General features: G+C 72.0%; 19 protein-coding genes. 8 read left to right on the top strand and 11 right to left on the bottom strand.

What is annotated here, in order from left to right:
• The first annotated feature begins 397 nt into the window (after nt 1–397).
• Complete coding sequence (locus tag ACFYZA_RS14155; RefSeq protein ID WP_388490245.1) at nt 398–1,804, top strand: helix-turn-helix domain-containing protein; 1,407 nt, start codon at nt 398–400, stop codon at nt 1,802–1,804.
• Nucleotides 1,805–1,835: 31 nt separating this feature from the next.
• Here the strand turns inward: ACFYZA_RS14155 and argS are convergent, their stop codons facing one another.
• Nucleotides 1,836–3,596, bottom strand: coding sequence for an arginine--tRNA ligase (gene argS, locus ACFYZA_RS14150; RefSeq protein WP_382590768.1), 1,761 nt, complete (start codon nt 3,594–3,596; stop codon nt 1,836–1,838).
• 177 nt (nt 3,597–3,773) lie between these two features.
• On the opposite strand from argS, the gene lysS reads away from it, so the two are divergent.
• On the top strand, nt 3,774–5,492 hold the full coding sequence (gene lysS / locus ACFYZA_RS14145; RefSeq protein WP_388490242.1) for a lysine--tRNA ligase: 1,719 nt from the start codon (nt 3,774–3,776) through the stop codon (nt 5,490–5,492).
• Between the two features lie 126 nt (nt 5,493–5,618).
• On the opposite strand, the gene ACFYZA_RS14140 is transcribed toward lysS, so the two are convergent.
• The 3 genes from ACFYZA_RS14140 to ACFYZA_RS14130 all read right to left on the bottom strand — a co-directional run bounded on the left by ACFYZA_RS14140 (nt 5,619) and on the right by ACFYZA_RS14130 (nt 8,768).
• The gene (locus ACFYZA_RS14140; RefSeq protein ID WP_388490239.1) at nt 5,619–6,992 is read right to left on the bottom strand and encodes a DUF2637 domain-containing protein; all 1,374 of its coding nucleotides are present in this window, start codon (nt 6,990–6,992) and stop codon (nt 5,619–5,621) included.
• 104 nt (nt 6,993–7,096) lie between these two features.
• On the bottom strand, nt 7,097–7,864 hold the full coding sequence (locus ACFYZA_RS14135) for a DUF3558 domain-containing protein (protein ID WP_388490236.1): 768 nt from the start codon (nt 7,862–7,864) through the stop codon (nt 7,097–7,099).
• Nucleotides 7,865–7,898: 34 nt separating this feature from the next.
• Nucleotides 7,899–8,768: a DUF3558 domain-containing protein gene (locus ACFYZA_RS14130; protein WP_388490233.1), complete on the bottom strand. Its 870-nt coding sequence runs from the start codon at nt 8,766–8,768 to the stop codon at nt 7,899–7,901.
• 200 nt (nt 8,769–8,968) lie between these two features.
• Between ACFYZA_RS14130 and ACFYZA_RS14125 the strand changes: the two genes are divergently transcribed.
• The gene (locus ACFYZA_RS14125; RefSeq protein WP_382590782.1) at nt 8,969–10,162 is read left to right on the top strand and encodes an RtcB family protein; all 1,194 of its coding nucleotides are present in this window, start codon (nt 8,969–8,971) and stop codon (nt 10,160–10,162) included.
• A gap of 482 nt (nt 10,163–10,644) precedes the next feature.
• On the opposite strand, the gene ACFYZA_RS14120 is transcribed toward ACFYZA_RS14125, so the two are convergent.
• A complete protein-coding gene (locus ACFYZA_RS14120; RefSeq protein WP_382590785.1) occupies nt 10,645–11,721 on the bottom strand; it encodes a hypothetical protein in 1,077 nt (358 codons plus the stop codon).
• 595 nt (nt 11,722–12,316) lie between these two features.
• Here ACFYZA_RS14120 and ACFYZA_RS14115 point away from each other — a divergent pair.
• Entirely contained in the window at nt 12,317–13,144 is an 828-nt protein-coding gene (locus ACFYZA_RS14115) for a helix-turn-helix domain-containing protein (protein ID WP_382590788.1), read from the top strand.
• A 30-nt stretch (nt 13,145–13,174) separates the two neighbouring features.
• Here the strand turns inward: ACFYZA_RS14115 and ACFYZA_RS14110 are convergent, their stop codons facing one another.
• Together ACFYZA_RS14110 and ACFYZA_RS14105 are read right to left on the bottom strand one after the other, a co-directional pair.
• Nucleotides 13,175–13,939 (bottom strand): SDR family NAD(P)-dependent oxidoreductase, encoded by a 765-nt coding sequence (locus tag ACFYZA_RS14110; RefSeq protein ID WP_382590791.1) that lies wholly within the window; start codon nt 13,937–13,939, stop codon nt 13,175–13,177.
• A 117-nt stretch (nt 13,940–14,056) separates the two neighbouring features.
• Entirely contained in the window at nt 14,057–14,392 is a 336-nt protein-coding gene (locus ACFYZA_RS14105) for a YnfA family protein (RefSeq protein ID WP_388490228.1), read from the bottom strand.
• Between the two features lie 75 nt (nt 14,393–14,467).
• Between ACFYZA_RS14105 and ACFYZA_RS14100 the strand changes: the two genes are divergently transcribed.
• The gene (locus ACFYZA_RS14100) at nt 14,468–15,190 is read left to right on the top strand and encodes a hypothetical protein (protein ID WP_382590794.1); all 723 of its coding nucleotides are present in this window, start codon (nt 14,468–14,470) and stop codon (nt 15,188–15,190) included.
• A 64-nt stretch (nt 15,191–15,254) separates the two neighbouring features.
• On the opposite strand, the gene ACFYZA_RS14095 is transcribed toward ACFYZA_RS14100, so the two are convergent.
• On the bottom strand, nt 15,255–16,805 hold the full coding sequence (locus ACFYZA_RS14095; RefSeq protein WP_388490224.1) for an FAD-dependent monooxygenase: 1,551 nt from the start codon (nt 16,803–16,805) through the stop codon (nt 15,255–15,257).
• A 185-nt stretch (nt 16,806–16,990) separates the two neighbouring features.
• Here ACFYZA_RS14095 and ACFYZA_RS14090 point away from each other — a divergent pair, with 185 nt between their 5' ends.
• Together ACFYZA_RS14090 and ACFYZA_RS14085 are read left to right on the top strand one after the other, a co-directional pair.
• Nucleotides 16,991–17,572 carry a TetR family transcriptional regulator gene (locus ACFYZA_RS14090; RefSeq protein WP_382590800.1) on the top strand — a complete coding sequence of 194 codons (582 nt, stop codon included), beginning with the start codon at nt 16,991–16,993 and terminating at the stop codon, nt 17,570–17,572.
• 131 nt (nt 17,573–17,703) lie between these two features.
• Nucleotides 17,704–18,207, top strand: a complete 504-nt coding sequence (locus ACFYZA_RS14085; protein ID WP_382590803.1) for a MarR family winged helix-turn-helix transcriptional regulator — start codon at nt 17,704–17,706, stop codon at nt 18,205–18,207.
• A 101-nt stretch (nt 18,208–18,308) separates the two neighbouring features.
• Here ACFYZA_RS14085 and ACFYZA_RS14080 read toward each other — a convergent pair whose 3' ends face one another.
• A complete protein-coding gene (locus ACFYZA_RS14080; protein ID WP_382590806.1) occupies nt 18,309–19,061 on the bottom strand; it encodes a Mut7-C RNAse domain-containing protein in 753 nt (250 codons plus the stop codon).
• Nucleotides 19,062–19,224: 163 nt separating this feature from the next.
• Nucleotides 19,225–20,064, bottom strand: a complete 840-nt coding sequence (locus tag ACFYZA_RS14075; RefSeq protein ID WP_388490219.1) for an NAD(P)H-binding protein — start codon at nt 20,062–20,064, stop codon at nt 19,225–19,227.
• Between the two features lie 224 nt (nt 20,065–20,288).
• On the opposite strand from ACFYZA_RS14075, the gene ACFYZA_RS14070 reads away from it, so the two are divergent.
• The gene (locus tag ACFYZA_RS14070; RefSeq protein ID WP_382590810.1) at nt 20,289–20,720 is read left to right on the top strand and encodes a GNAT family N-acetyltransferase; all 432 of its coding nucleotides are present in this window, start codon (nt 20,289–20,291) and stop codon (nt 20,718–20,720) included.
• A gap of 56 nt (nt 20,721–20,776) precedes the next feature.
• On the opposite strand, the gene ACFYZA_RS14065 is transcribed toward ACFYZA_RS14070, so the two are convergent.
• Complete coding sequence (locus ACFYZA_RS14065) at nt 20,777–21,304, bottom strand: GNAT family N-acetyltransferase (protein WP_388490216.1); 528 nt, start codon at nt 21,302–21,304, stop codon at nt 20,777–20,779.
• Nucleotides 21,305–21,369: the final 65 nt, after the last annotated feature.

Genomic DNA, 21,369 nt, shown 5'->3' with positions numbered 1-21,369 from the left:
GTGAGAGGTGCTCCCCGTGTGATTCGTGAGATGCGAGTTGTGCGCCGTGAGCCGTGAGGCGTGAGTCGTCGTTCGAGCGTGGTGAGCCGGCTCGTCCGACGGCGTGGACGCGTCAGCGGCGGTAGTGGTGGAGAAGCGTGATGAGGGTGGCGATGGACGCGGCCAGGACGACGACGGCCATCGAGTCCGCGAGGTTGAACCGGATGCGGATTCGCATGGACTGCTCCCGGAACGAGCTGTTCGGCTGCTTGCTGCACCTACCTTGCGGGCCGGTCCGGCGGCCCGGCAACGAGCAAGGGACAATGGGGGAAGCTGGAACGCTGAAACACCCTTTGACCTGGGGAAACGACCTGTCCCTGGAATGCGTTCCTGGGATGGATGGGGAGGGAACCGGGGCATGGCGACGACGGAGTCCGAGCAGTTCGCGGCGCTGCTGCGGGAGTTGAAGGACCGCTCGGGGCGCAGCTACGGAGTGCTGGCGGGCAAGCTCCACATGAGTACGTCCACGCTCCACCGGTACTGCAACGGGGACGCGGTCCCCACCGAGTACGCGCCCGTCGACCGGCTCGCCCGGCTGTGCGGGGCGAGCTCCGATGAGTCCGTCGAACTGCACCGGCGCTGGATCCTGGCGGACGAGGCGCGGCGCCGCTCGCGCGGGGCGGGCCCGGCGGCCGCCGCCGCTGTCGAAGCCGCCCCCGCCGCCCCCGCTCCTGGCGATCCCGTCCCCGCCGCTGAGACCGCCCCCGCCGCCACCGAGCCTTCCTCCGCCTCCGCTCCCGTCCCCGCTCCCAAGCCCCCCGCCGAAGTCCCGCCCGCGGAGCGGCGGTCCGGCCCCGAGGCCGGGGAGTTGCCCGATGTGGTCGCGTCCGACGGGGGCGGGGCGCCCTCGGCGGCGGGACGGTTCCGGGGCAAGAAGGTGCGGCTCGCGCTCATCGGCGCGGCCGTCGTGGCGCTCGCCGTGCCCGTCGTGGCCGTCGCCGCCATGTCGGGACCGGACGACGACCGGCCCAGCGGTGCGGTCGCCGATTCCGAGCAGAGCCACCCGGCCCCGAAGAGCGCGGCCGGGCGTACCCCGAGCGCCTCACCGAGCCCGACGCCCAGCCCGTCGGCACCGTCCTCGGCGAGCCCGTCGGCCTCCGCCTCGCACCCGGCGCCTCCGCCGAAGCCGGGCGCCACCGGCACGCCCATCAGCGTGGGGATCAGCTCGTACGACTGGGACACGCCGTGCGGCAAGTACTACCTGCTCGACCAGAAGCCCACCGCCGTGCCGCCGCCCCCGCCCAGCGCGCAGGACCGGCGCTCGTGGGCACGGGCGCTCGGCGGGGTCGACGGCGGGAACCTGAAGCTGGAGCTGACCACGACCGGCAAGGCCCAGGAGGCCGTGGTCATCACCGGGGTCAACGTGCGGGTGGTGGGGCGCGAGGCGCCGCTGAACTGGACGGCGTACTCCATGGGCACCGGCTGCGGCAGCGGCGTCGTCCCGCAGACCTTCGACATCGACCTGGACGCGGCCCAGCCGGTCACGAAGCCGGTCGCGGGGAAGCAGGGCGACGAGGTCGTGCCGGCCAAGGGCTTCCCGTTCAAGGTGTCCACGCACGACCCCGAGGTCTTCGACCTGGACGTGCACGTCCAGGCGCACGACGTCAGCTGGTACCTGGAGGTCGGCTGGAGCAGCGGCGAGCACTCCGGCACGGTCAAGGTGGACGACGGCGGCAAGCCGTTCCGCACCAGCGCGATCAAGGGCCGGCCGTCGTACGACTACAACACCCAGAGCAACGCGTGGGACCGGCTCGAAGAGCAGTGAACCGGCCGGTCCCGCGCGGGAGTTGACGCGATCAGAGGCGCTCGGGCGTCCGGATGCCGAGCAGGGCCATGCCCTGGGTGAGCGTCCGGGCGGTCAGGTCGCAGAGGAACAGGCGGTTCTCCACCTGGGCCTCGGTGTCGGCCTTCAGGACCGGGCACTGGTCGTAGAACGTCGTGTACAGCGAGGCCAGTTGGTACAGGTACGCGGCCAGCTTGTGCGGGGCGTACTCGGCCGTCGCCTCCGCGAGCAGCTCACCGAACGCGTCCAGGTGCAGGGCCAACGCCCGCTCCGCCGGGGCGAGTTCGAGCTCGGGGTGGGCGGCGGGGGCCACGCCCCCGGCCTTGCGCAGGATCGACTTGATCCGGGCGTACGCGTACTGGAGGTAGACCGACGTGTCGCCGTTCAGGGAGACCATCTGGTCCAGGTCGAACTTGTAGTCCCGGTTCGCCGAGGTGGAGAGGTCCGCGTACTTCACGGCGCCGATGCCGACGTACCGGCCGTTCTCGACGATCTCCTCCTCGCTCAGGCCCACCTTCTCGGCCTTCTCGCGCACGACCGCGGTGGCCCGCTCGGCGGCCTCGTCCAGGAGGTCCTCCAGCTTGACCGTCTCGCCCTCACGGGTCTTGAACGGCTTGCCGTCCGCGCCGAGCACCGTGCCGTAGCCCATGTTGTGCGCGGTGACGTCGTCGCCGAGCCAGCCCGCCCGGCGGGCCGTCTCGAAGACCATCTTGAAGTGCAGCGACTGGCGTACGTCCACGACGTAGATCAGCGTCGTGGCGTCCAGGTCCGTGACCCGGTTGCGGATCGCCGAGAGGTCGGAGGCCGCGTAGCCGAAGCCGCCGTCGGCCTTCTGCACGATGAGCGGGACCGGCTGGTCGTCCTTGCCGCGGATCTCGTCGAAGAAGACCACGAGCGCGCCTTCGGAGCGCACGGCGACGCCGGACTCCTCGAGCAGTCGGGCCGTCTCCGGCATGAGGTCGTTGTAGGCGGACTCGCCGACGATCTCGTCGTCCCGGACCTCCATGTCCAGCTTCTCGAAGACCGAGTAGAAGTAGACCTTCGACTCGTCCACGAACTGCTGCCAGAGCTCCAGGGTCTCCTTGTCGCCGGACTGCAGGGCGACGACCCGCTTGCGCGCCCGCTCCTTGAACTCCTCGTCGGAGTCGAAGACCGCGCGGGACGCCTTGTAGACCCGGTTCAGATTGCTCATGGCCTGCTCGCCGTCGACGTCGTCGGCCGGGGCCAGCTCGCCGGGGTTCTCGATCAGGTACTGGATGAGCATGCCGAACTGGGTGCCCCAGTCGCCGATGTGGTGGCGGCCGATCGTCTTCTCGCCGGTGAAGTCGAGCATGCCGCGCAGCGCGTCGCCGATGACCGCCGAACGCAGGTGGCCGACGTGCATCTCCTTCGCCACGTTCGGCTGGGCGTAGTCGATGACCGTGACGCCCGGGTTCTCCTTCAGCGGCACGCCGAGCCGGTCGTCGGCGGCGCGCGCGGCGAGGGTCTCGATGATCGCCTTGTCGGTGAGCGTGATGTTGAGGAAGCCGGGGCCCGAGACCTCGACGTCCTTCAGGAGGCCGGGCGCGTCGAGCGCGTCGGTGACCTTCGTCGCGAGCTCGCGCGGGTTGCCCTTGAGCTTCTTCGCGAGCGCCAGGATGCCGTTGGCCTGGAAGTCGGCCCGGTCGCTTCGTCGCAGCAGCGGGTCGGTGGAGCCGGCCTCCGGCAGGGCAGCCGAGAGGGCGTCCGCCAGGCGCTGCTGGACAGTGGAAGCGAGGGAATGGACCGAGGCCATGAGGTGCCGTTCCTGTCGGGAGTGAGGACGATTGCCCTCCGATTCTCCCACGCGGCCCCCTTGCCTTTCTCCCGAGATACGGGCAACCCCGGAGGAGCTCCTTCCGTCTGGGAGAATGAGCGTGCCGGCCTCTCCAGGGCAGACGAGGGCATTACGAGAAAGAAGGACGTGCCGACCGTGGCTCAGAGCAGCACCGAGACCGACTGGGTCTCCCGTTTCGCGGACGATGTCATCGCCGAGTCGGAGCGACGTGCGCCTGGCAAACCGGTCGTCGTCGCGTCCGGCCTCTCCCCCTCCGGCCCGATCCACCTGGGCAACCTGCGCGAGGTCATGACCCCGCACCTGGTCGCCGACGAGGTGCGCCGCCGCGGGTACGAGGTGCGGCACCTGATCTCCTGGGACGACTACGACCGCTACCGCAAGGTGCCGGCGGGTGTGGCCGGTGTCGACGAGTCGTGGAGCGAGCACATCGGCCGCCCGCTGACCTCGGTCCCGGCGCCGGTGGGCTCGGCGTATCCGAACTGGGCCGAGCACTTCAAGGCCGCCATGACCGAGGCGCTGGCCGAGCTGGGCGTCGAGTACGACGGCATCAGCCAGACCGCCCAGTACACCAGCGGCGTCTACCGCGACCAGGTGCTGCACGCGATGAAGCACCGCGGCGACATCGACGCGATCCTGGAGCAGTACCGGACCAAGAAGGCCCCGGGCAAGAAGTCGCAGAAGCCGGTCGACGAGGCCGAGCTGGAGGCCGCCGAGGGCTCCGGCGCGGCGGCCGAGGACGACGGCACCGGCTCGACGGGCTACTTCCCGTACAAGCCCTACTGCGGCGGCTGCGGCAAGGACCTCACGGTCGTCTCCGCCTACGACGACGACACCACCGAGCTGACCTACACCTGCTCCGCGTGCGGGTTCTCGGAGACGGTCCTGCTCAGCGAGTTCAACCGCGGCAAGCTGGTCTGGAAGGTCGACTGGCCGATGCGCTGGGCGTACGAGGGCGTGATCTTCGAGCCGTCCGGCGTCGACCACTCCTCGCCGGGCTCCTCGTTCCAGGTCGGCGGCCAGATCGTGTCGATCTTCGACGGCGTCCAGCCGATCGGCCCGATGTACGCCTTCGTCGGCATCAGCGGCATGGCCAAGATGTCGTCGTCCAAGGGCGGCGTGCCGACCCCGGCCGACGCGCTCCAGATCATGGAGCCGCAGCTGCTCCGCTGGCTGTACGCCCGCCGCAGGCCCAACCAGTCCTTCAAGATCGCCTTCGACCAGGAGATCCAGCGGCTGTACGACGAGTGGGACAAGCTGGAGGCGAAGGTCGCCGACGGTTCGGTGCTGCCCGCCGACGCGGCCGCGCACAGCAGGGCCGCCCGCACCGCGGCCGGTGAGCTGCCGCGCACCCCGCGTCCGCTGCCGTACCGCACGCTGGCCTCGGTGGTGGACGTCACCGCCGGCCACGAGGACCAGACCCTGCGCATCCTCACCGAGCTGGACCCGGCGAACCCGGTCACCTCGCTCGACCAGGTGCGCCCGCGCCTGGACCGCGCCGAGAACTGGATCACCAGCCAGGTCCCGGCCGACCAGCGCACCCTGGTCCGCGAGGAGGCGGACACCGAACTGCTCGGCTCGCTCGACGCCGAGGGCCGCGAGTCGCTGCGGCTGCTCGTCGAGGGCCTGGACTCGCACTGGTCGCTCGACGGGCTGACCACGCTGGTCTACGGCGTGCCGAAGGTGATGGCCGGTCTGGAGCCGGACGCCAAGCCGACGCCCGAGCTGAAGGTCGCCCAGCGCTCGTTCTTCGCGCTGCTCTACAAGCTCCTGGTGAGCCGTGAGACGGGCCCGCGCCTGCCCACGCTGCTGCTCGCCGTGGGCGCGGACCGGGTGCGCAAGCTGCTCGCCGTCTGATCCCCGTACGAACTCCGCACGAACTCGGTGCGGTCCCGTACACGGCGAAGGGCCGTCACCCGTTCCCGGGTGGCGGCCCTTCGGCTTGGATCAAGTGCGGTGCGCGGTACGGCTTTTGACGAGCCGTCAGGCGATGTGGTCCTCGACGGCCTGGGCCTCGAAGTGCTGCTTGAACTGCGGGTGCAGCTTGCGCAGGACGGCGGCGCTGTCGGGGTAGCGCACCCCGTGCTCGTCGGTGAGCTTTATGTCGAGCGTCTCGACGGTGGGGTAGTCGCCCTCCTGGTGCACGTGCTGGCGGAAGACGTCGTAGGCGATGTCCGCGAACTGGGCGAACTCGTCCTCCGTCGGGGCCGGTTCGGCGACGGGCGCCTGCTCCTGCGCGGGCTGCGGACCCGCCGCGCGCGGCGCGGGCACGCCGAGGGGGCGTTCGCGGCCGGGCCCGGACGGCACCATCACCGGGTCCTGGCCCGGCACTTGGCCCGGCTGGGGCTGCTGTTGTTGCGGTTGCGGTTGCGGTTGCGGTTGCGGTTGCGGTTGCGGCTGCTGCGGCTCGGCCTCGGCGAAGGCCGGGTCGTAGGTGCCCTCGTACTCCTCGGGCGAGACGTGCTGGGCGGCGAACCACGGGCTCTCGTGCGTGGTGGGCTGCTCCGGCCCGGCGTAGGCCCGCGCCTGCGCCTGCTCCCGGCCCGGCTCCGGCTGGGCGGGCTCGGCCTGGAGCGGGGGCTCCTCGGGCGGGGTGTGCGTGTGCACGGGCGGCAGTTCGGGCTGCGGCTCGGGGCGGGGGGCCGGCGGCGCGGGCGGCAGGAGCACCGGTTCCATGCCGGCGGCGGCCAGGCCCGCGGGGGCGGTCTCGGCGAGCGGGACGCCGAACTTGGCCAGGCGCAGCGGCATCAGCGACTCGATGGGGGCCTTGCGGCGCCAGGCGCGGCCGTAGACGGCCTGGAGGCGGGCGCGGTAGACCAGGCGGTCCTGTTCGAGCTTGATGACCTGCTCGTAGCTGCGCAGTTCCCACAGCTTCATGCGGCGCCACAGCCGGAAGGTGGGGATGGGCGAGAGCAGCCAGCGGGTGAGGCGGACGCCCTCCATGTGCTTGTCGGCGGTGATGTCCGCGATCCGGCCGACCGCGTGCCGGGCCGCCTCGACGGAGACGACGAACAGGACCGGGATCACCGCGTGCATGCCCACGCCCAGCGGGTCCGGCCAGGCGGCGGCGCCGTTGAAGGCGATCGTCGCGGCCGTGAGCAGCCAGGCCGTCTGCCGCAGCAGCGGGAACGGGATGCGCATCCAGGTCAGCAGCAGGTCGAGCGCGAGCAGCACACAGATGCCCGCGTCGACGCCGATCGGGAAGACGTAGGAGAAGTTCCCGAAGCCCTTCTGCAGCGCGAGCTCGCGGACCGCGGCGTACGAACCCGCGAAACCGATCCCGGCGATCACCACGGCACCCGCGACCACCACCCCGATCAGAATGCGGTGCGTCCGTGTCAGCTGAGTCGCGGCCACCCGCGTCCCCTCCCCTTGTCAAGCAACTGGCGGGCACAGCCTGGCACATGCGTACGGAGTCCGGCCCACAGGGGAGGGCCGGACTCCGGACGGTCGCGCGGGGGTTACTTGTTGTTCGCGGTGGCCACGGCCGCCACGGCCTCCTTGGCGGCGGCGCTCGCGCCCTCCTGGACGTCGCCGGCCGCCGGGGCGTCCGCGCCCTGGTAGCCGGTGCCGTTGTAGTCGACGGCGACCACGGCGTTGGCGGTGCGCACCACGACGACGCCGTAGCGGAAGTCCGCGTCGGCCTTCTTCAGGTCGAAGGTGATGGCGGTCGCCTGGTCGCCGAGGCCGGAGACCGGCGCGGTCTTCACGTTCTTCGCGTCGCCCGTCGACTGGGCCGCCGAGACCGCCCGGTCGAACTGCTTCTGCGCGAGCGAGTCACCGGTGCCGAGGCCCTGCGTGGAGTCGTAGCGCTTGAAGTCGATGTCGAGCCAGCGGTAGTTCGAGCCGTCGACGCCCTTGTCCTCCAGGCCGTTCCAGGTGCAGCTGGCCTGGGACTGCGGGTCGGAGGTCTTGCCGACCTCGCCCGCCTTCGTCTTCGCCTTGGGCACGTACTTGTCGATCGTCTTCTCGCTGACCGACGGGCACGCCTCGGGGAGCTTCTTGAACTTCGCCGGCGCGAGCGAGGGCGAGGAGGAGGCCTGCTTGCCGGCGCCGGAGGAGGACGCCGAGGACGGCGAGTCCGTCTTCTTGTCGCCGCCCGAGTCGGAGGAGCAGCCCACTGCGACGAGCATCACAGGGACGGCGGCACAGGCGAGGACACGGGCGAGCCGGATGCGCGGGGCCGGGGCGTGGGCCTTTTCGGGGGTGGCCGGGGCTGATCGGTGCATGATTCCTTCGCTCTTCGTTCTTCGCGCTGGCGCGCTATTCGCTGAACTGCTCGACGAGCTTGCCGGCCAGGGCCTGGGCCTGCTCCTGCAGCTCCTTGCTGTCGGGGGCCACGGCGGACGCGGTGGCCTGGTCGGTGTAATCGATGGTCACGATGACATTGGACGTACGGAACACCACTGTGACGGTACGTTGTCCGGCCGCCGAGGCACCGCCGGTGCCGGACGGGGAGGATACGTCGTTGAGGAACGCGGCGTCGCCGAGGCCGCTGAGCCTGCGCGGCTGGAGGCCGTCCTTGTCGCCGCCGTCCGAGGGGCTCGGCGACGCGGTGCCCGTGCCCGTTCCCGTGCCCGGTGAGGACGGGGCGCCGGTGGGCGGCCCCGCCGGGACGGAGGGGGTGCCGGAGGACGGCGAACCGCCGGGGCTCGGGGACTTGGAGGCGGAAGGTGTGGGGGCGGCGCTGTGCGGGGCGGGCAGGTTCGCCGCCGTCTCCTTCTTGGCGTAGAGCTGCTTGGTCTGGTCGTCGTCGCTCACCGTGGGGTCGTAGGAGACGACCCGTTCGAAGTCGACCGTGAGCCTGCGCACACCGTCGGGCGTCTCGTCCTTCCAGCGGCAGCCGACCCGGCGGTCGGTGTCGTAGGTCAGGTCGGCGCTGCCCGCGTACTCCTTGGTGGCGTCCGCCTCCGCGAGGGACGCGGCGCCGGGCAGCATGTCCTTGAGCACGCTCTTGTTCACGGCCCGGCAGGGCTCGGGGAGGGTGCGGTACTTGCCGGGGGGCGCCGCGGCCGTCCTGGTCTCGCCCGCCTTGGAATCGGTGGTCGAGCCGTCGCCGCCGGAGGCCGCGGAACAGCCGGAGGCGAGCGCCACCAGGAGCGCGAGACCAGGCACGTACGCCTTTCGCTGCACGGTTTCCGGGCTCCTTTCAGCGGGCCGACTGGGGAAAAAGTAGTTGCCGCCCGAGGGCGGTGGCCGGACACAATGTGTATCGCACGTGCACCTGTGAACGCCGGTCCACTGTCCTGGTTGTGGGTTTCGGCTCCTGTTTTTGCCATACGTGCGTTTTTGCGGCTTTGGTGCCGTTTCTGCTTTCGGGGGTTCGAGGAATCATGTCGTACACGGAGATGCCCGGGGCGCGGGTGCCCATCAGGATGTGGACCGATCCGGCGTCGGTCGACGACGGCGCGATGCAGCAGCTGCGCAATGTCGCCACGCTGCCGTGGATCAAGGGCCTCGCCGTGATGCCGGACGTCCACTACGGCAAGGGCGCCACCGTCGGCTCGGTCATCGCCATGCACGGCGCGGTGTGTCCGGCCGCGGTCGGCGTCGACATCGGCTGCGGCATGTCCGCGGTGAGGACCTCGCTGACCGCCAACGACCTGCCCGGCGACCTCTCCCGGCTCCGCTCGAAGATCGAGCAGGCCATCCCGGTGGGCCGCGGCCTGCACCGCGACCCGGTGGACCCGTCCCGGCTGCACGGCTTCCCCGCCTCCGGGTGGGACGGCTTCTGGGAGCGGTTCGGGGGCATCGCGGAGTCGGTGCGGTTCCGCGAGGAGCGGGCCGCGAAACAGATGGGGACGCTGGGTTCGGGCAACCACTTCGTCGAGTTCTGCCTCGACGAGACGGGCTCGGTCTGGCTGATGCTGCACTCCGGCTCGCGCAACATCGGCAAGGAGCTGGCGGACTTCCACATCGGCCAGGCGCAGAAGCTGCCGCACAACCAGGGCCTGGTCGACCGCGACCTCGCCGTCTTCGTCGCGGACACCCCGCAGATGGCGGCCTACCGCAACGACCTGTTCTGGGCGCAGGAGTACGCGAAGTACAACCGCGCGATCATGATGGCGCTCTTCCAGGACGTGGTCCGCAAGGAGTTCAAGAAGGCCAGGGTCACTTTCGAGCCGGTCATCTCCTGCCACCACAACTACGTGGCGGAGGAGCGGTACGAGGGCATGGACCTGCTCGTCACCCGTAAGGGGGCGATCCGGGCGGGGTCCGGGGACTTCGGGATCATCCCCGGCTCGATGGGCACGGGCTCGTACATCGTGAAGGGCCTCGGCAACGAGGCGTCCTTCAACTCGGCCTCGCACGGCGCGGGTCGGCGGATGAGCCGCAGCGCGGCGAAGCGGGCGTTCTCGACGCGGGACCTGGTCGAGCAGACGCGGGGCGTGGAGTGCCGTAAGGACTCGGGGGTCGTGGACGAGATCCCGGGTGCCTACAAGCCGATCGAGAAGGTCATGGACCAGCAGCGCGACCTCGTGGAGGTCGTGGCGAAGCTGAAGCAGGTGGTGTGCGTCAAGGGCTGAGGCCCTGAAGGGGGAGCGCGGCCGGGCCGGGGGCGTGAGCCCCCGGCCGCCGCCTCTTCCCGGCCCGCATGCCGGGAAAGCGCCGGAAGGGGCGCACGGCTGTGCCTTCGGCGAGCCGAAGGCTGCCGGACACTGCGCCCGCACCACGAGGACGTACCGGGGAGGGGTCCGGCTTTGCCCGGGCGGCAGTGGCAGAAGCCACCCGGTGTCCGCGGGACGCCCGGCAGGGCATCGTCTGCCCATGCCCTGCACTGCCGGTTCTGGCGTACGCGGACAACGTCCTCGTGAAAGCGGACGTCAGGCGATCAGGTGCCGCCCTTCACAGGGCAGTTGATCGTCCTCATTCAGCATGCAGCAAGCGCCGTTGGTTTTCCGCTGAAGATTTATCCGCTGAAAAGCGGGATGGGAAAAGATCCGGCCCGCCGGGCGGGAAGCCGAGGTCAGGTGGCCGGATGGGCCCGGTCCGGGCCGGTCGCGGGGCGTCAGGCCGTGGCCTGACCGTGGTGGGGCGGGTGGTCGTCGATGAGGCGCTCGTCCGACAGGGCCCACTGATAGGTGAGTTCCTGGAGCGTGGACGCCCCGAACAACTGCCGCAGCGTGTGCACCTCCTTGGAGAGGCTGCGCAGCCCTATGCCCAGGCGCTGCGCGGTGAGCCGCTGCTCGATGCCGCGCGCCATGTCCCGCAGGATCTCGCGCTGGAGCAGCGTGGTGCGGGTGCCGCCGGGCCCGGCGGAGCGGGGCGCACCGCCGTGCGGGTCGCCGTGCCACGGGTCGGCCCGGCGCCAGCACTCCTCGAAGACCTCGGCGATGAACGCCACCACGGCCCGGTCCCGCACGTGCCAGGAGGCATGGCCGGGCGCGGAGTTCACGACGTGGTCGGAGATGAACGCCTGACGCCGGTCGATGACCACACAGCGCTGGAACTGGGTGACCTGGGTACGGAACTGGGCACCCCGGCTCGTCATCGCGCGCACGAAGTCGCGGGTCGTCGCGTCGTCGCGGCCGGTGGCCAGGTACAGGCTGCGGATGTGGACACCCCGGGCCAGCGCGACGCTGTCCCGCTCCTCGGCGGCGGCCCGCTGGGCCTCGGTGCGCGGGCCGCCGGGCTGTGCGGTGAGCAGTTCCGCGCGGGCCCGTCCGATGGCCTGCTCGATACGGGCGTTGACGAGTTCGGCCTCGCCGAGGAACTCCGAACCGCGCCCCGAGCGCCACTTGGCCCGTTCGAAGTGCAGGCCCAGCTCGTCGGTGAGCTGGGGGATGCGGGCCGCGAGCGCGGCCCTTGCCGCCATGCGCCGCAGTTCCTCGTCCAGGCGGCGCCGGCCCGCCTCCTGGGGGTCGAGCGCGATGGGCAGATGGGGCAGGTGCGGGTCGGTGGTGACCAGGCCCCAGTGGCGCAGTTCCGCGAGCGCGCGGGCGTCCCGTTCGGGGTCGAGGTGCTCGTGACGGGTGACCCGCCCGTAGACGTCGACGGCCTCGGGCGACAGCTCCTTGGTGCCCTCGGTGTCCCCGGCCCCGACGGCGTCCTCGGCGTCGGCCGGCCGATCGCCCGGTTCGCCCATCTATGCCCCCGTTGTGCCGTTGCGTGTATACGCCCTGCGTACGTGCGCATCCGTTACCGCTTGATCCGTGCATACCCCATCGGTCACCGTACTGGTGGGGTCTCTCCTGGCGGGTGCCTCGGTGGCCGGCCCTGGGGCGCGGTCCCCAGAGCTGTGCCCGGAGTGGGCCGACCGTACCCGACCCGTCCACGAAAGGGCACACCTCGCCAATCAGCTCCGGCCCGCCCTCCGGCCGTGAGGGCCGGCGCCGTCCTCGCCTCCGCCCGCAGTGACTGTTGTCTCAGCCCCCGACGCCTCCGTCCGGGGCCCTCGCGCTGTCGGCGGCCGTGTGCCCACTGGCCCGTGGGCCGATCCGAACCCGGCGGCCGCGGAGTGGATGCGGTGGAGACCGAGGAAACCATCCGCCCCGACCAGGGCACGTACGCCCACAATGGAACGTACGCCGACCATGGGATGCGCACCGGCCAGCCGGTGCACGCCGAGCACCCGGCCCGGTGCCGATCGCAGAGTCGGGACCGAGAGTCGGGAGCGGCTGTTCCAACCGCGCGGCCAGCGGCTCTGTCGCCGGCCGCCCGTTACCGGGGGAGAACCACAGATGGACAAGCCCGCTCTGCGCTCCCTGCTGCGCGAGCGCCGCGCGCTGATCAAGCCCGAGAGCCACGGGCTGAGCAGACCCACCCGGCAGGGACGGCGGGCGCCCGGCCTGTCGCAGGCCCAGATAGACCAGATCCTGCACCGCGCCCCCGACACCTACGGGCGCCTGGAGTCCGGCCGCTACCCCAACCCGCCGGCCGACCTGCTCCAGGACGTGGCCCGGCTGCTCGGCATGAACGAGCAGGAGTGGGTGGCGCTGTGGCGCTACTGCCTGGGTCAGGACCCGCCGTTCCCGCTGCACTCGCAGTCCGGCGAGGAGATCCCCGGCGTGTGGCAGGAGGCCGTCGACGGCATCGGGCACATGGCGTACGTCAACGACCGGTCCTGGAACCTGCTGGCCTACAACGAGCGCTGGACCACGATGTTCCCCGGCGGCCGGGTGCCGCAGAACACCATGCGGTGGATGGCGGTCGACCCCGCCGCGCGCGAGACCCTGACCGACTGGGAGCACTCCTGGGCGCCGCTGGTGCTGCCCCAGCTGCGCGCCGCGCTCGCCGCCGACCCCGCCGACCAGACGCTGGCGCAGATCGAGAAGGAGGTCCTGGCGGACCCGCTCGCCGCCGGGATCTACCACCAGGCCAGCAGCTACTTCCACCTCGACGGGGACGAGCGCCCGCTCAACCACGCGACCCTAGGGCCCGGCTGGGTGACGATGTGCGCCGCCCAGCCGATGGCCGCGCCGGGGGCCCGCCTGATGATCCTGGTGTTCCACGCGGGCGAGAAGCGCCGCCACACCAGGACCCCGATGCTGCGGGCGAACACGCAGTAGGGCGGTCCCGCCGGGGCCGCCCCAACCGGGTCACGACTCCCGGTGGACCTTGGTGTTGGAGGCCTGGGCGCGGGGCCGGACCACGAGCAGGTCGATGTTGACGTGGCTCGGCCGGGTGACCGCCCAGGTGATGGTGTCGGCGACGTCGTCGGCGGTGAGCGGCTCGGCCACGCCCGCGTACACCTTCGCGGCCTTCTCCGTGTCGCCGCGGAAGCGGGTCGTGGCGAACTCGTCCGTCTTGACCATGCCGGGCGCCACCTCGACGACCCGGACCGGCCGGCCCACGATCTCCAGGCGGAGCGTCTCGGCGAGCACGCGGGCGCCGTTCTTCGCGGCGACATAGCCGCCGCCGCCCTCGTAGGTGGCGTGGCCCGCCGTGGAGGAGAGGATCACGACCGTGCCGTCACCCGACGCCTCGAGCGCGGGCAGCAGGGCCTGGGTCACGTTGAGGGTGCCGATGACGTTCGTCTCGTACATCTGCCGCCAGTCGTCCGGGTCGCCCGTCGCGACCGGATCGGCGCCCAGCGCGCCGCCCGCGTTGTTCACGAGCACCCCGATGGTGCGGAAGGCGGTGGCGAACTCGTCGACGGCGGCCCGGTCGGTCACGTCCAGCGGGTACGCCGTCGCCTGGTGGCCCGCCTCGATGATCTCGGCGGCCAGCGCCTCGATGCGGTCCTTGCGGCGGGCGGTCAGCACCACGCGGTAGCCGGCGGCGGCCAGCCCGCGGGCGGTGGCGGCACCGATCCCGCTGCTCGCTCCGGTGACGACGGCGATCGGGGTCCCGGCGGCAGTCATGTCGTGCTCCTCGCGCGTGTGGTGAGTACGCGGCCAGGATAGGCGGGCCCGGACGCGACCGGCCGGGGCGGGGCGGGGCGGGTCCGGTGGCCCGGATGCGGCGCGGCCGGGGTGGCCTCAGCGGCCGCGCGGGGCGTACATGATCATGGCCATCCCGGCCAGGCAGATCAGTGCGCCGGTGACGTCCCAGCGGTCGGGCCGGTAGCCGTCCGCGACCATGCCCCAGGCGATGGAGCCCGCCACGAAGACACCGCCGTACGCGGCGAGGATGCGGCCGAACTCGGCGTCGGGCTGGAGCGTCGCCACGAACCCGTAGATGCCGAGGGCCAGGACCCCGGCGCCGATCCACACCCAGCCCCGGTGCTCCCTGACGCCCTGCCAGACGAGCCACGCCCCGCCGATCTCGAAGAGGGCGGCGAGGACGAAGAGGAGAACGGAGCGCGCGACGAGCATGGGGTCAGGGTGGCACGGGGCGGACGCCCGGGGTGGCGCGCTTGGTAAATATGGGGCGAAAGGTACCTTTCGCTCATGTTGGTTCGTGTGATGAACAGATCGGGCAGGCCGAACGGGTCTGGCAGACCGAGCGATGCGGGCAAGTCCGGTGGGCCCGGTGGGCGTGGTGGAGCCGGGGCGGCTCGCGCGACCGGGGCCCGCGGGATCCTGGCGACCGTCGCCGTCGCCGTACTGGCCGCGGCGGCGCTGATCGCCACCGGCACGCCGAGCGGCGCGACCGGGCCCGGCCAGGAGGGCGCGGAAACGACGGCCTCCGCCCCTGGGGCGGGTGCCGCCGCCGGAGCCGGGACGGGTGGGGCTGCTTCGGGTGCGGCCGCCGGGGCCGAGGCGGAAGGGGCTGCTTCAGGTGCCGGGGCCGAGGCGGACGTGGCGTACCACGGGCATGTCTCCCTGTGGAACGGTCGGGTCGGCGTCTGGCTCACCACCGACAACCACGGCCCCGCGCAGGTCTCCGGGGCCACCGTGCGGCTGCGCTTCTCGGCGCCGCTCGACCCCGGTGCCACCCTGCCGCCCAGCTGTCTGCGCGGCGGCCCCGCGACGCTGCTGTGCGGCACCGGCTCGATGCGGGCGGCGGGCAGCGGCGTACGGCTCGCCCTGGACGTGGCCGTCGCCGGCGACCCGGCGGAGGTCGCCCTCGACATCGACACCGCCTGGAACGGCGGCGCGAACGACCGCAACCCGGCGAACAACACCCACCGGGTGCTCGCGCCGGCCACGGGCGACCCCTACAGCTTCTGACCCGAACTCCCTTACGGGCTGCGCCAGTTACGGACGGCTCGGCCGCCGGGGCGACCGCCCGCCGTTACGCGTGCCCGGTCCAGCGGCCGAACGCGGCGTGCAGCCCGGCCGGGTCCGGGCGGTCGCTCGCCCAGGCCACGTATCCGTCGGGCCGCACCAGCAGCGTGCTGCCGCGCCCGCTCCGCCAGTGCGCGCCCACCACGCCCCGTGGCGCGATCGGCCGGCTGTCCCGGGGTGTCACCAGGACGAACTCGCCCCGGCGCAGCAGCTCGTAGAGGCGGCCCTCCACGAGGTCGAGGTCGACGGCGCGCTTCCCGGTGAGCGGATGCGCGCCGCGCTCCGCCCGGTAGGAGATGGCGAGCCCGCTGATCATCCCCATCGCCTTGTCGGAGGCCGGGCGGACGAGGTCGAGGACGCGTACGACCAGCGAACGGCCCGCCCGTTGAAGGGGGTTGTGCGCCATGGCGAGCCGCACGAGCGCTCCGCTGCTGCGCAGCACCATCGCGCCGACCGGATGGCGTTCGGCCTGGTAGCTGTCGAGCAGCGCGTCCGCGTCGGCGACGCGGCCGTGCAGGGCGGCGGCGAGCTTCCAGGAGAGGTTCGCGGCGTCCTGGAGACCGGTGTTCATGCCCTGGCCGCCGGCGGGGGAGTGGACGTGCGCGGCGTCCCCGGCGAGGAAGACCCGGCCGACGCGGTAGGAGGGGGTCTGGCGTTCGTCGCTGTGGAAGCGGGAGATCCAACGGGCGTCGTGCATCCCGTAGTCGGTGCCGAAGGCCTCGCGCGCGATGGTGCGCAGCTCTTCGAGGTCCACGGGCTCGGTGTCGGGGACCTGGCGCCGCCGGTTCCACCCCATGACCCGGTAGTAGCCGTCGCCGAACGGGGCGACGACGGCGAACGAGTCGCCCGACCCGCTGACCTTGAGCATGGCGTCCGGTTCGGTGGCGAGGCGTACGTCCGCGAGCACGATCGAACGGATCACGGCGACGCCGGGGAACGGCAGCCCGAGCGCCTCGCGGACCCCGCTGTGCACACCGTCGGTCCCGACGAGATAGCGGGCCCGGACCTCGACGCGTCGCTCGCCGTCGCTGTCCCTGTCGCCTTCGCGCAGCTCGGCGGTCACGCCTTGGCCGTCCTGACGGACACTCAGCAGTGCTGCCCCGTAACGGAATTGGACTCCCTCGGCCTCGGCGCGCCGCTCAAGGAGCCGCTCCATCTCGTACTGCGGGCTAACGAGCAGGTACGGGAAGCGCGAGCGCAGCCGGGTCAGGTCCAGATTGATGTGGCCGAACATGTCCATCTGGTCGATCGTCGTGCCCCGCTTGACCAACTCCTCGGCCAGACCCCGGGCGTCGAGCATCTCCAGGGTGCGCGCGTGGACGCCGAAGGCGCGCGTCATGTTGCTGATCCCGTGCGGCCGGCGCTCGGCGACGGTGACGCGCAGCCCGGCGGCGGCCAGGTCGCCGGCCAGGAGCAGCCCGGTCGGGCCCGCGCCGACCACGAGGACGTCAGTGGCTAAGGGCCGCTCCCGCTCCTGGGCGAGGGAGTCTTCGGAGCCGGCGGGATGTGTGGTGCGGGACGAGCCGGTGGAGCCGGAAGCCTGAGTGGTGTCGTTCATGACTGCCTCCTCGATGCCGAACCCTGTTGGACCGGCGCCCGTGGGCCATCGCGGGTGGAGGTCCGCACAGGGAGGCCGACTGAGGGCCAACGCGTGTGGGTCAACGGGCGTTGGTCAACGCTTGTTGGCAAATGTAGAACCGCCGGGACTGGCATGTCAACAGGTGTTGGCCTACAGTCGTTGGCATGACGACCGAAGCCCAGGCCGGAGGCCCACGGCGCACCTCCGGAGCCACCAAGGCCGCGATCCTGGACGCCGCCCGCGAGCGCTTCGCGGCCGACGGCTACGAGCGCGCGACCATCCGGGCCATCGCCCGGGACGCGGGCATCGACCCGTCGATGGTCATGCGGTACTACGGCAACAAGGAGGGCCTGTTCGCCGCCGCCTCCGAGATCGACCTGCGCCTTCCGCGACCGGACACGCTGCCCGTCGAAGGCCTGGGCGCCGTGCTCGTGGCGCACTTCCTGGACCGCTGGGAGAACGACGACGTGCTGACCGCGTTGCTGCGGGTCGGCGTCACCAACGCGGCCGGCGCCGAACGGGTGCGGGCGGTCTTCACCGGGCAGATGGTCCCGGTCGTCGCGGGCGTCTGCCCGACCCCGGACGACGCCCCGCGCCGGGCTGCGCTGGTCTCCTCCCAGATCCTGGGCATGGCGATAGCCCGCTACGTGCTCCGCTTCCCGCCGGCGGTCACGATGTCCCGCCAGGACGTCATCGATTGGCTGGCCCCCACGGTCCAGCGCTACCTCACGGCCGAGCGGCCCTAGAGGGGCGGGGCTGGGTGCGGGGTCCGGGGCGGAGCCCCGGGAGGGGGGTCGGGAGAGGGTTCCTGGGGGTGCGGCCCCCAGGAGAGCCCGGCCCGTTCCCCCGGAGACAAACTGCTCCGTACACTCTCTGCATGGCACAGAAGAACCGCTCCGGAGGGCCGGCCGACCACGACGGCCGAGCCGATCTGCTGCGCGACCTGGGAGCCGTCTCGCGCCGCTACATGGCCTCGTACGCCCTGTTCAACCAGGCGCTCGCCGACCATCTGCGGCTGCATCCCACCGATGTCCAGTGCCTCAACCTGCTCGGCCTGGAACCCGGACCCGTCACCACGGGCCGGATCGCCGAGCTGACCGGGCTCACCACCGGCTCCGCGACCCGGCTCGTCGACCGCCTGGAGAAGGCCGGCTATGTGACGCGCCACCGGGACACCGAGGACCGCAGGAAGGTCCTGGTCGAGGTGGTGCCCGAGCGGATGGCCGAGTTCGGCAAGGTCTGGGGCCGGCTCAACGGGGCCTGGTGGGAGATGTTCGACGGGTACGAGGACGACGAGATCGCGTTCATCGCCACGCACATGCGCCGCACGGTCGACCTCAGCACCGCCCAGGTGGAGCGCCTCCGGAGCGGCCGGATCTGAGGCACACCGGGCCGGCCGAACCGCCGGGTGTGCGCCCGGACTTGGGCCGTACCCCGCCGAGGCGCGCAGGCCCGAGCCGTACCGGGTAGCCCCGGGTCCGGTTACCCGGCGCGGTCCGCCGGGGCCCCGGCCGCGCCGAACTCCCGCACCGCCTCGTCGACGATCGCCTCAAGCGCGGCGTGATGGGCGCCGCGCCAGTAGACCCGCTCGCAGGAGCCGCACTCGGCGAAGACCTCGTAGGTGCTGCGGGTGCCGTCCTCCAGCCGGTCGCCCACCGCCTCCTTGTCGGCCTCCCGCAGCGGCGCGTTGCAGGCGGTGCACCGCGTCCAGGGCGCGAGGACGGGCGTGAACCGGCCCAGTACGTCCCGCAGTTGCTCCTCGGTGCGGTGGCTGTAGACGTACGCCCCGGCCCACAGCTCCCTGCGGTGCAGCAGGCCGCGGTCCCGGGACAGCAGGACCCGCTGTTCCCGCGCGGAGAGCGCGGCGAGGGCCGGGTCCCCGATGTCCTCGCTCTCGTACGCCGCGTCGACGCCGAGCAGCCTCAACCGCCGTGCCAGCGTGCCGAGATGGACGTCGAGGAGGAAGCGCAACGGGGCGCCCGGCACCTTCTGGGGGCGGTCGACGGCGCGCACCTCGACGGTCTCGCCCGCCGTCGGGATGTGGGAGACCGGGACCTCGCGGCCGTCCGCGAACAGCCGGCCCGCCTCGGTGAGCGGGACGCCCAGCGACTCGACGACATGGCCGAGCGTGGACACGCCGTCGGTCACGAAGCTGCTGGGGCCCTCACGGCGCTTCGCCGGAACGAAGAGCCGCAGCTCGGGGGCGAAGTCGATGTGGATCTCCGGTCCGTTCACGCCGTCAGGATGGCATTGCGACGGTGCTGCGGGCCAGGGATTTCGGGGCGCGCCCCGGTGCTCGCGCCGGAGCGCCGGGGGCTCGGGTTGTCCTGGGCGGCAAGCCGGGTTGGCCTGGAGGTGAGCCGGGATTTCCCTGGGGCGGATCATGAAGGCGCGGTGGCTAGGGGCGGAAGGCGTCCGCGTTCTCGCGGGACCAGGATTCGAAGGTGCGGGCCGGGTGGCCGGTGAGCTCCTCGACGGTGCTGGTGACGGTGTCCGGCCGGCCCTCGTGCGAGGCGAAGTAGTCGAGCAGCGCGTCCGCGATGGCGGGCGGCATGAACTCCGCCGTCGACGCCTTCCAGGCCTCGGCGCTCACGGCGTTGACACCGAGCGGGCGCCCGACCGCATCGGCGAGCACCGCGACCTGCTCGGTGACGCTGAGGGAGGCCGGCCCGGTGAGGTGGTGGGCGCGGCCGCGCAGTTCGGGACGGGTGAGGACGGCGAGCGCGGCGTCCGCGATGTCCGCCTCGTGGATGACGCTGGACTGGGCCCCGGGGAAGGGGTGGTCCACGGCGCCGCTCGACTTGGCCGACCAGGCCCAGCCGAGCGCGTTGCCCGCGAAGCCGCCGGGCTGGAGGAACGTCGACGGGATGCCGGAGTGTTCCAGGCCGCGCTCGACGGCACTGTGCATCGCGGCGATGGCGTTGGCGTCGGCGCCGGGCTCGAAGACGGAGCTGGAGGAGAGCAGCACGATGTGCTGGACCCCGGCCGCCTTCGCCTCGGCGAGGAACTCCTCGATGTGCTGCGGGTTGGCGTACAGGAAGACCGACTCGACCCCGGCCAGCGCGGCCGGGAAGGTCGCCGGGTCGTCTAGGTCGCAGACGACGCGCTCCACGCCGTCCGGAAGCGTCAGCTTGTCGGGGCTCGCGGAGGCGGCGCGCACGTCGAGCCCGCGCTCGCGCAGCAGCGGGATGAGAGTGGTGGCGACCTTGCCGCGGCTGCCGGTGATCAGAATCGTCATGACGGAAATACCCCTCGGTTGAAGGAAGTTGGGACTACGACGGCAGTGCCGGCGAGCGAGGGGCGCGCCTGTGTCGCGGCCGGGCGTCCCCACCTTGTATCAAGAACTTGCATCGAGCGGAATCTGCGTTACGCAGATAAATATCCTCGACGGAGCCGCGACCGTCAAGCGCGTTTCGGCGGCCCGGGCGGGGGCGGGAGGCCCGCGGCCTCTACCCTTCCCGCATGAAGATCATCGACCTCGAGCCGGGCGACCCGCGTCTGACGGACGACCTGCTGCCGGTACTCAGCGAACTGCGCCCGCACCTCACCGAGGAACTCTTCGCCGAGATCTACGCGGAAGGGCACGCCCAGGGGCTGCGCTTCACCGCCGCCTACGCCGACGACGGGGCCTGCGTCGGCGCCGCCGGATGGCGGGTCATCGTCAACACCAGCGCCGTACGGAAGCTGTACGTCGACGACCTCGTCACCGCGGCCGCCGCCCGCTCCGCCGGTGTGGGCCACGCGCTCCTCACGCACCTGGAGGCGCACGCGAGGGCGGCCGGCTGCACCTCGCTCAACCTCGACTCCGGCACCCACCGCACCGACGCCCACCGCTTCTACTTCCGCGAGCGCATGGCGGTGACCGCCTTCAACTTCAACAAGCGGCTGGACTGAGCCGAGCGGCTGGACCGAGCGGAGCGGAAGCGGGTGGACCGAGCCGGGTCACGGCCCTACAGGCCGGTCCACCAGTCGTTGGAGGGGGTCCGTGTGCCCGGCGGGTACTCGAACTCGACCTCGCCGGCGCACTGGAACCCGGCCTTGCGGCAGATGGTGTTGGAGGCCGTGTGGTCCACGGACGGATAGGCGTGCAGCGTGCGCGCGCCGCCCGCGGCACGGGCCCGTGCCACGACGGCCCGGAGCGCCGCGACGGCCAGGCCGCGCCCCCGGAACTCGGGGAGGATGCCGTACCCCGTCTCGTACACCGGCTCGCCCTGCCATATTCGCGGCCAGTACCCGACCGAGCCGACGGCCTCGCCCGTCCCGTCGAGGACGACCTTGAACATCCGGCCCTCGACGGCGGGACGGGCGCTCATCGCCGTGTACTTGGCGTGCCGGGACAGCACCTTCTCCTCGGACTCCGGGCCGCCGAGGTGCTCGGTCATCTCCGGCTCGTTCTTCCTGCGGAGCAGGCCGAGATCTCCGTCCGACCAGGCCATCAGCCGGATGCGCGGGGGAACTTCACGGGCTGTGTCGCTCATGTCCAGAACTGTAGGCGCCGGGTCTGACAATGCCCCCGATCAGGGGCGGGAGGCCCCGGGGCGCA

Origin of the sequence: Streptomyces sp. NPDC001828, assembly GCF_042892175.1 — a bacterium.
Lineage (GTDB): Bacteria > Actinomycetota > Actinomycetes > Streptomycetales > Streptomycetaceae > Streptomyces.
The sequence above is the reverse complement of the archived record's forward strand: the minus strand, read 5'-3'. Positions and strand labels throughout refer to the sequence as shown.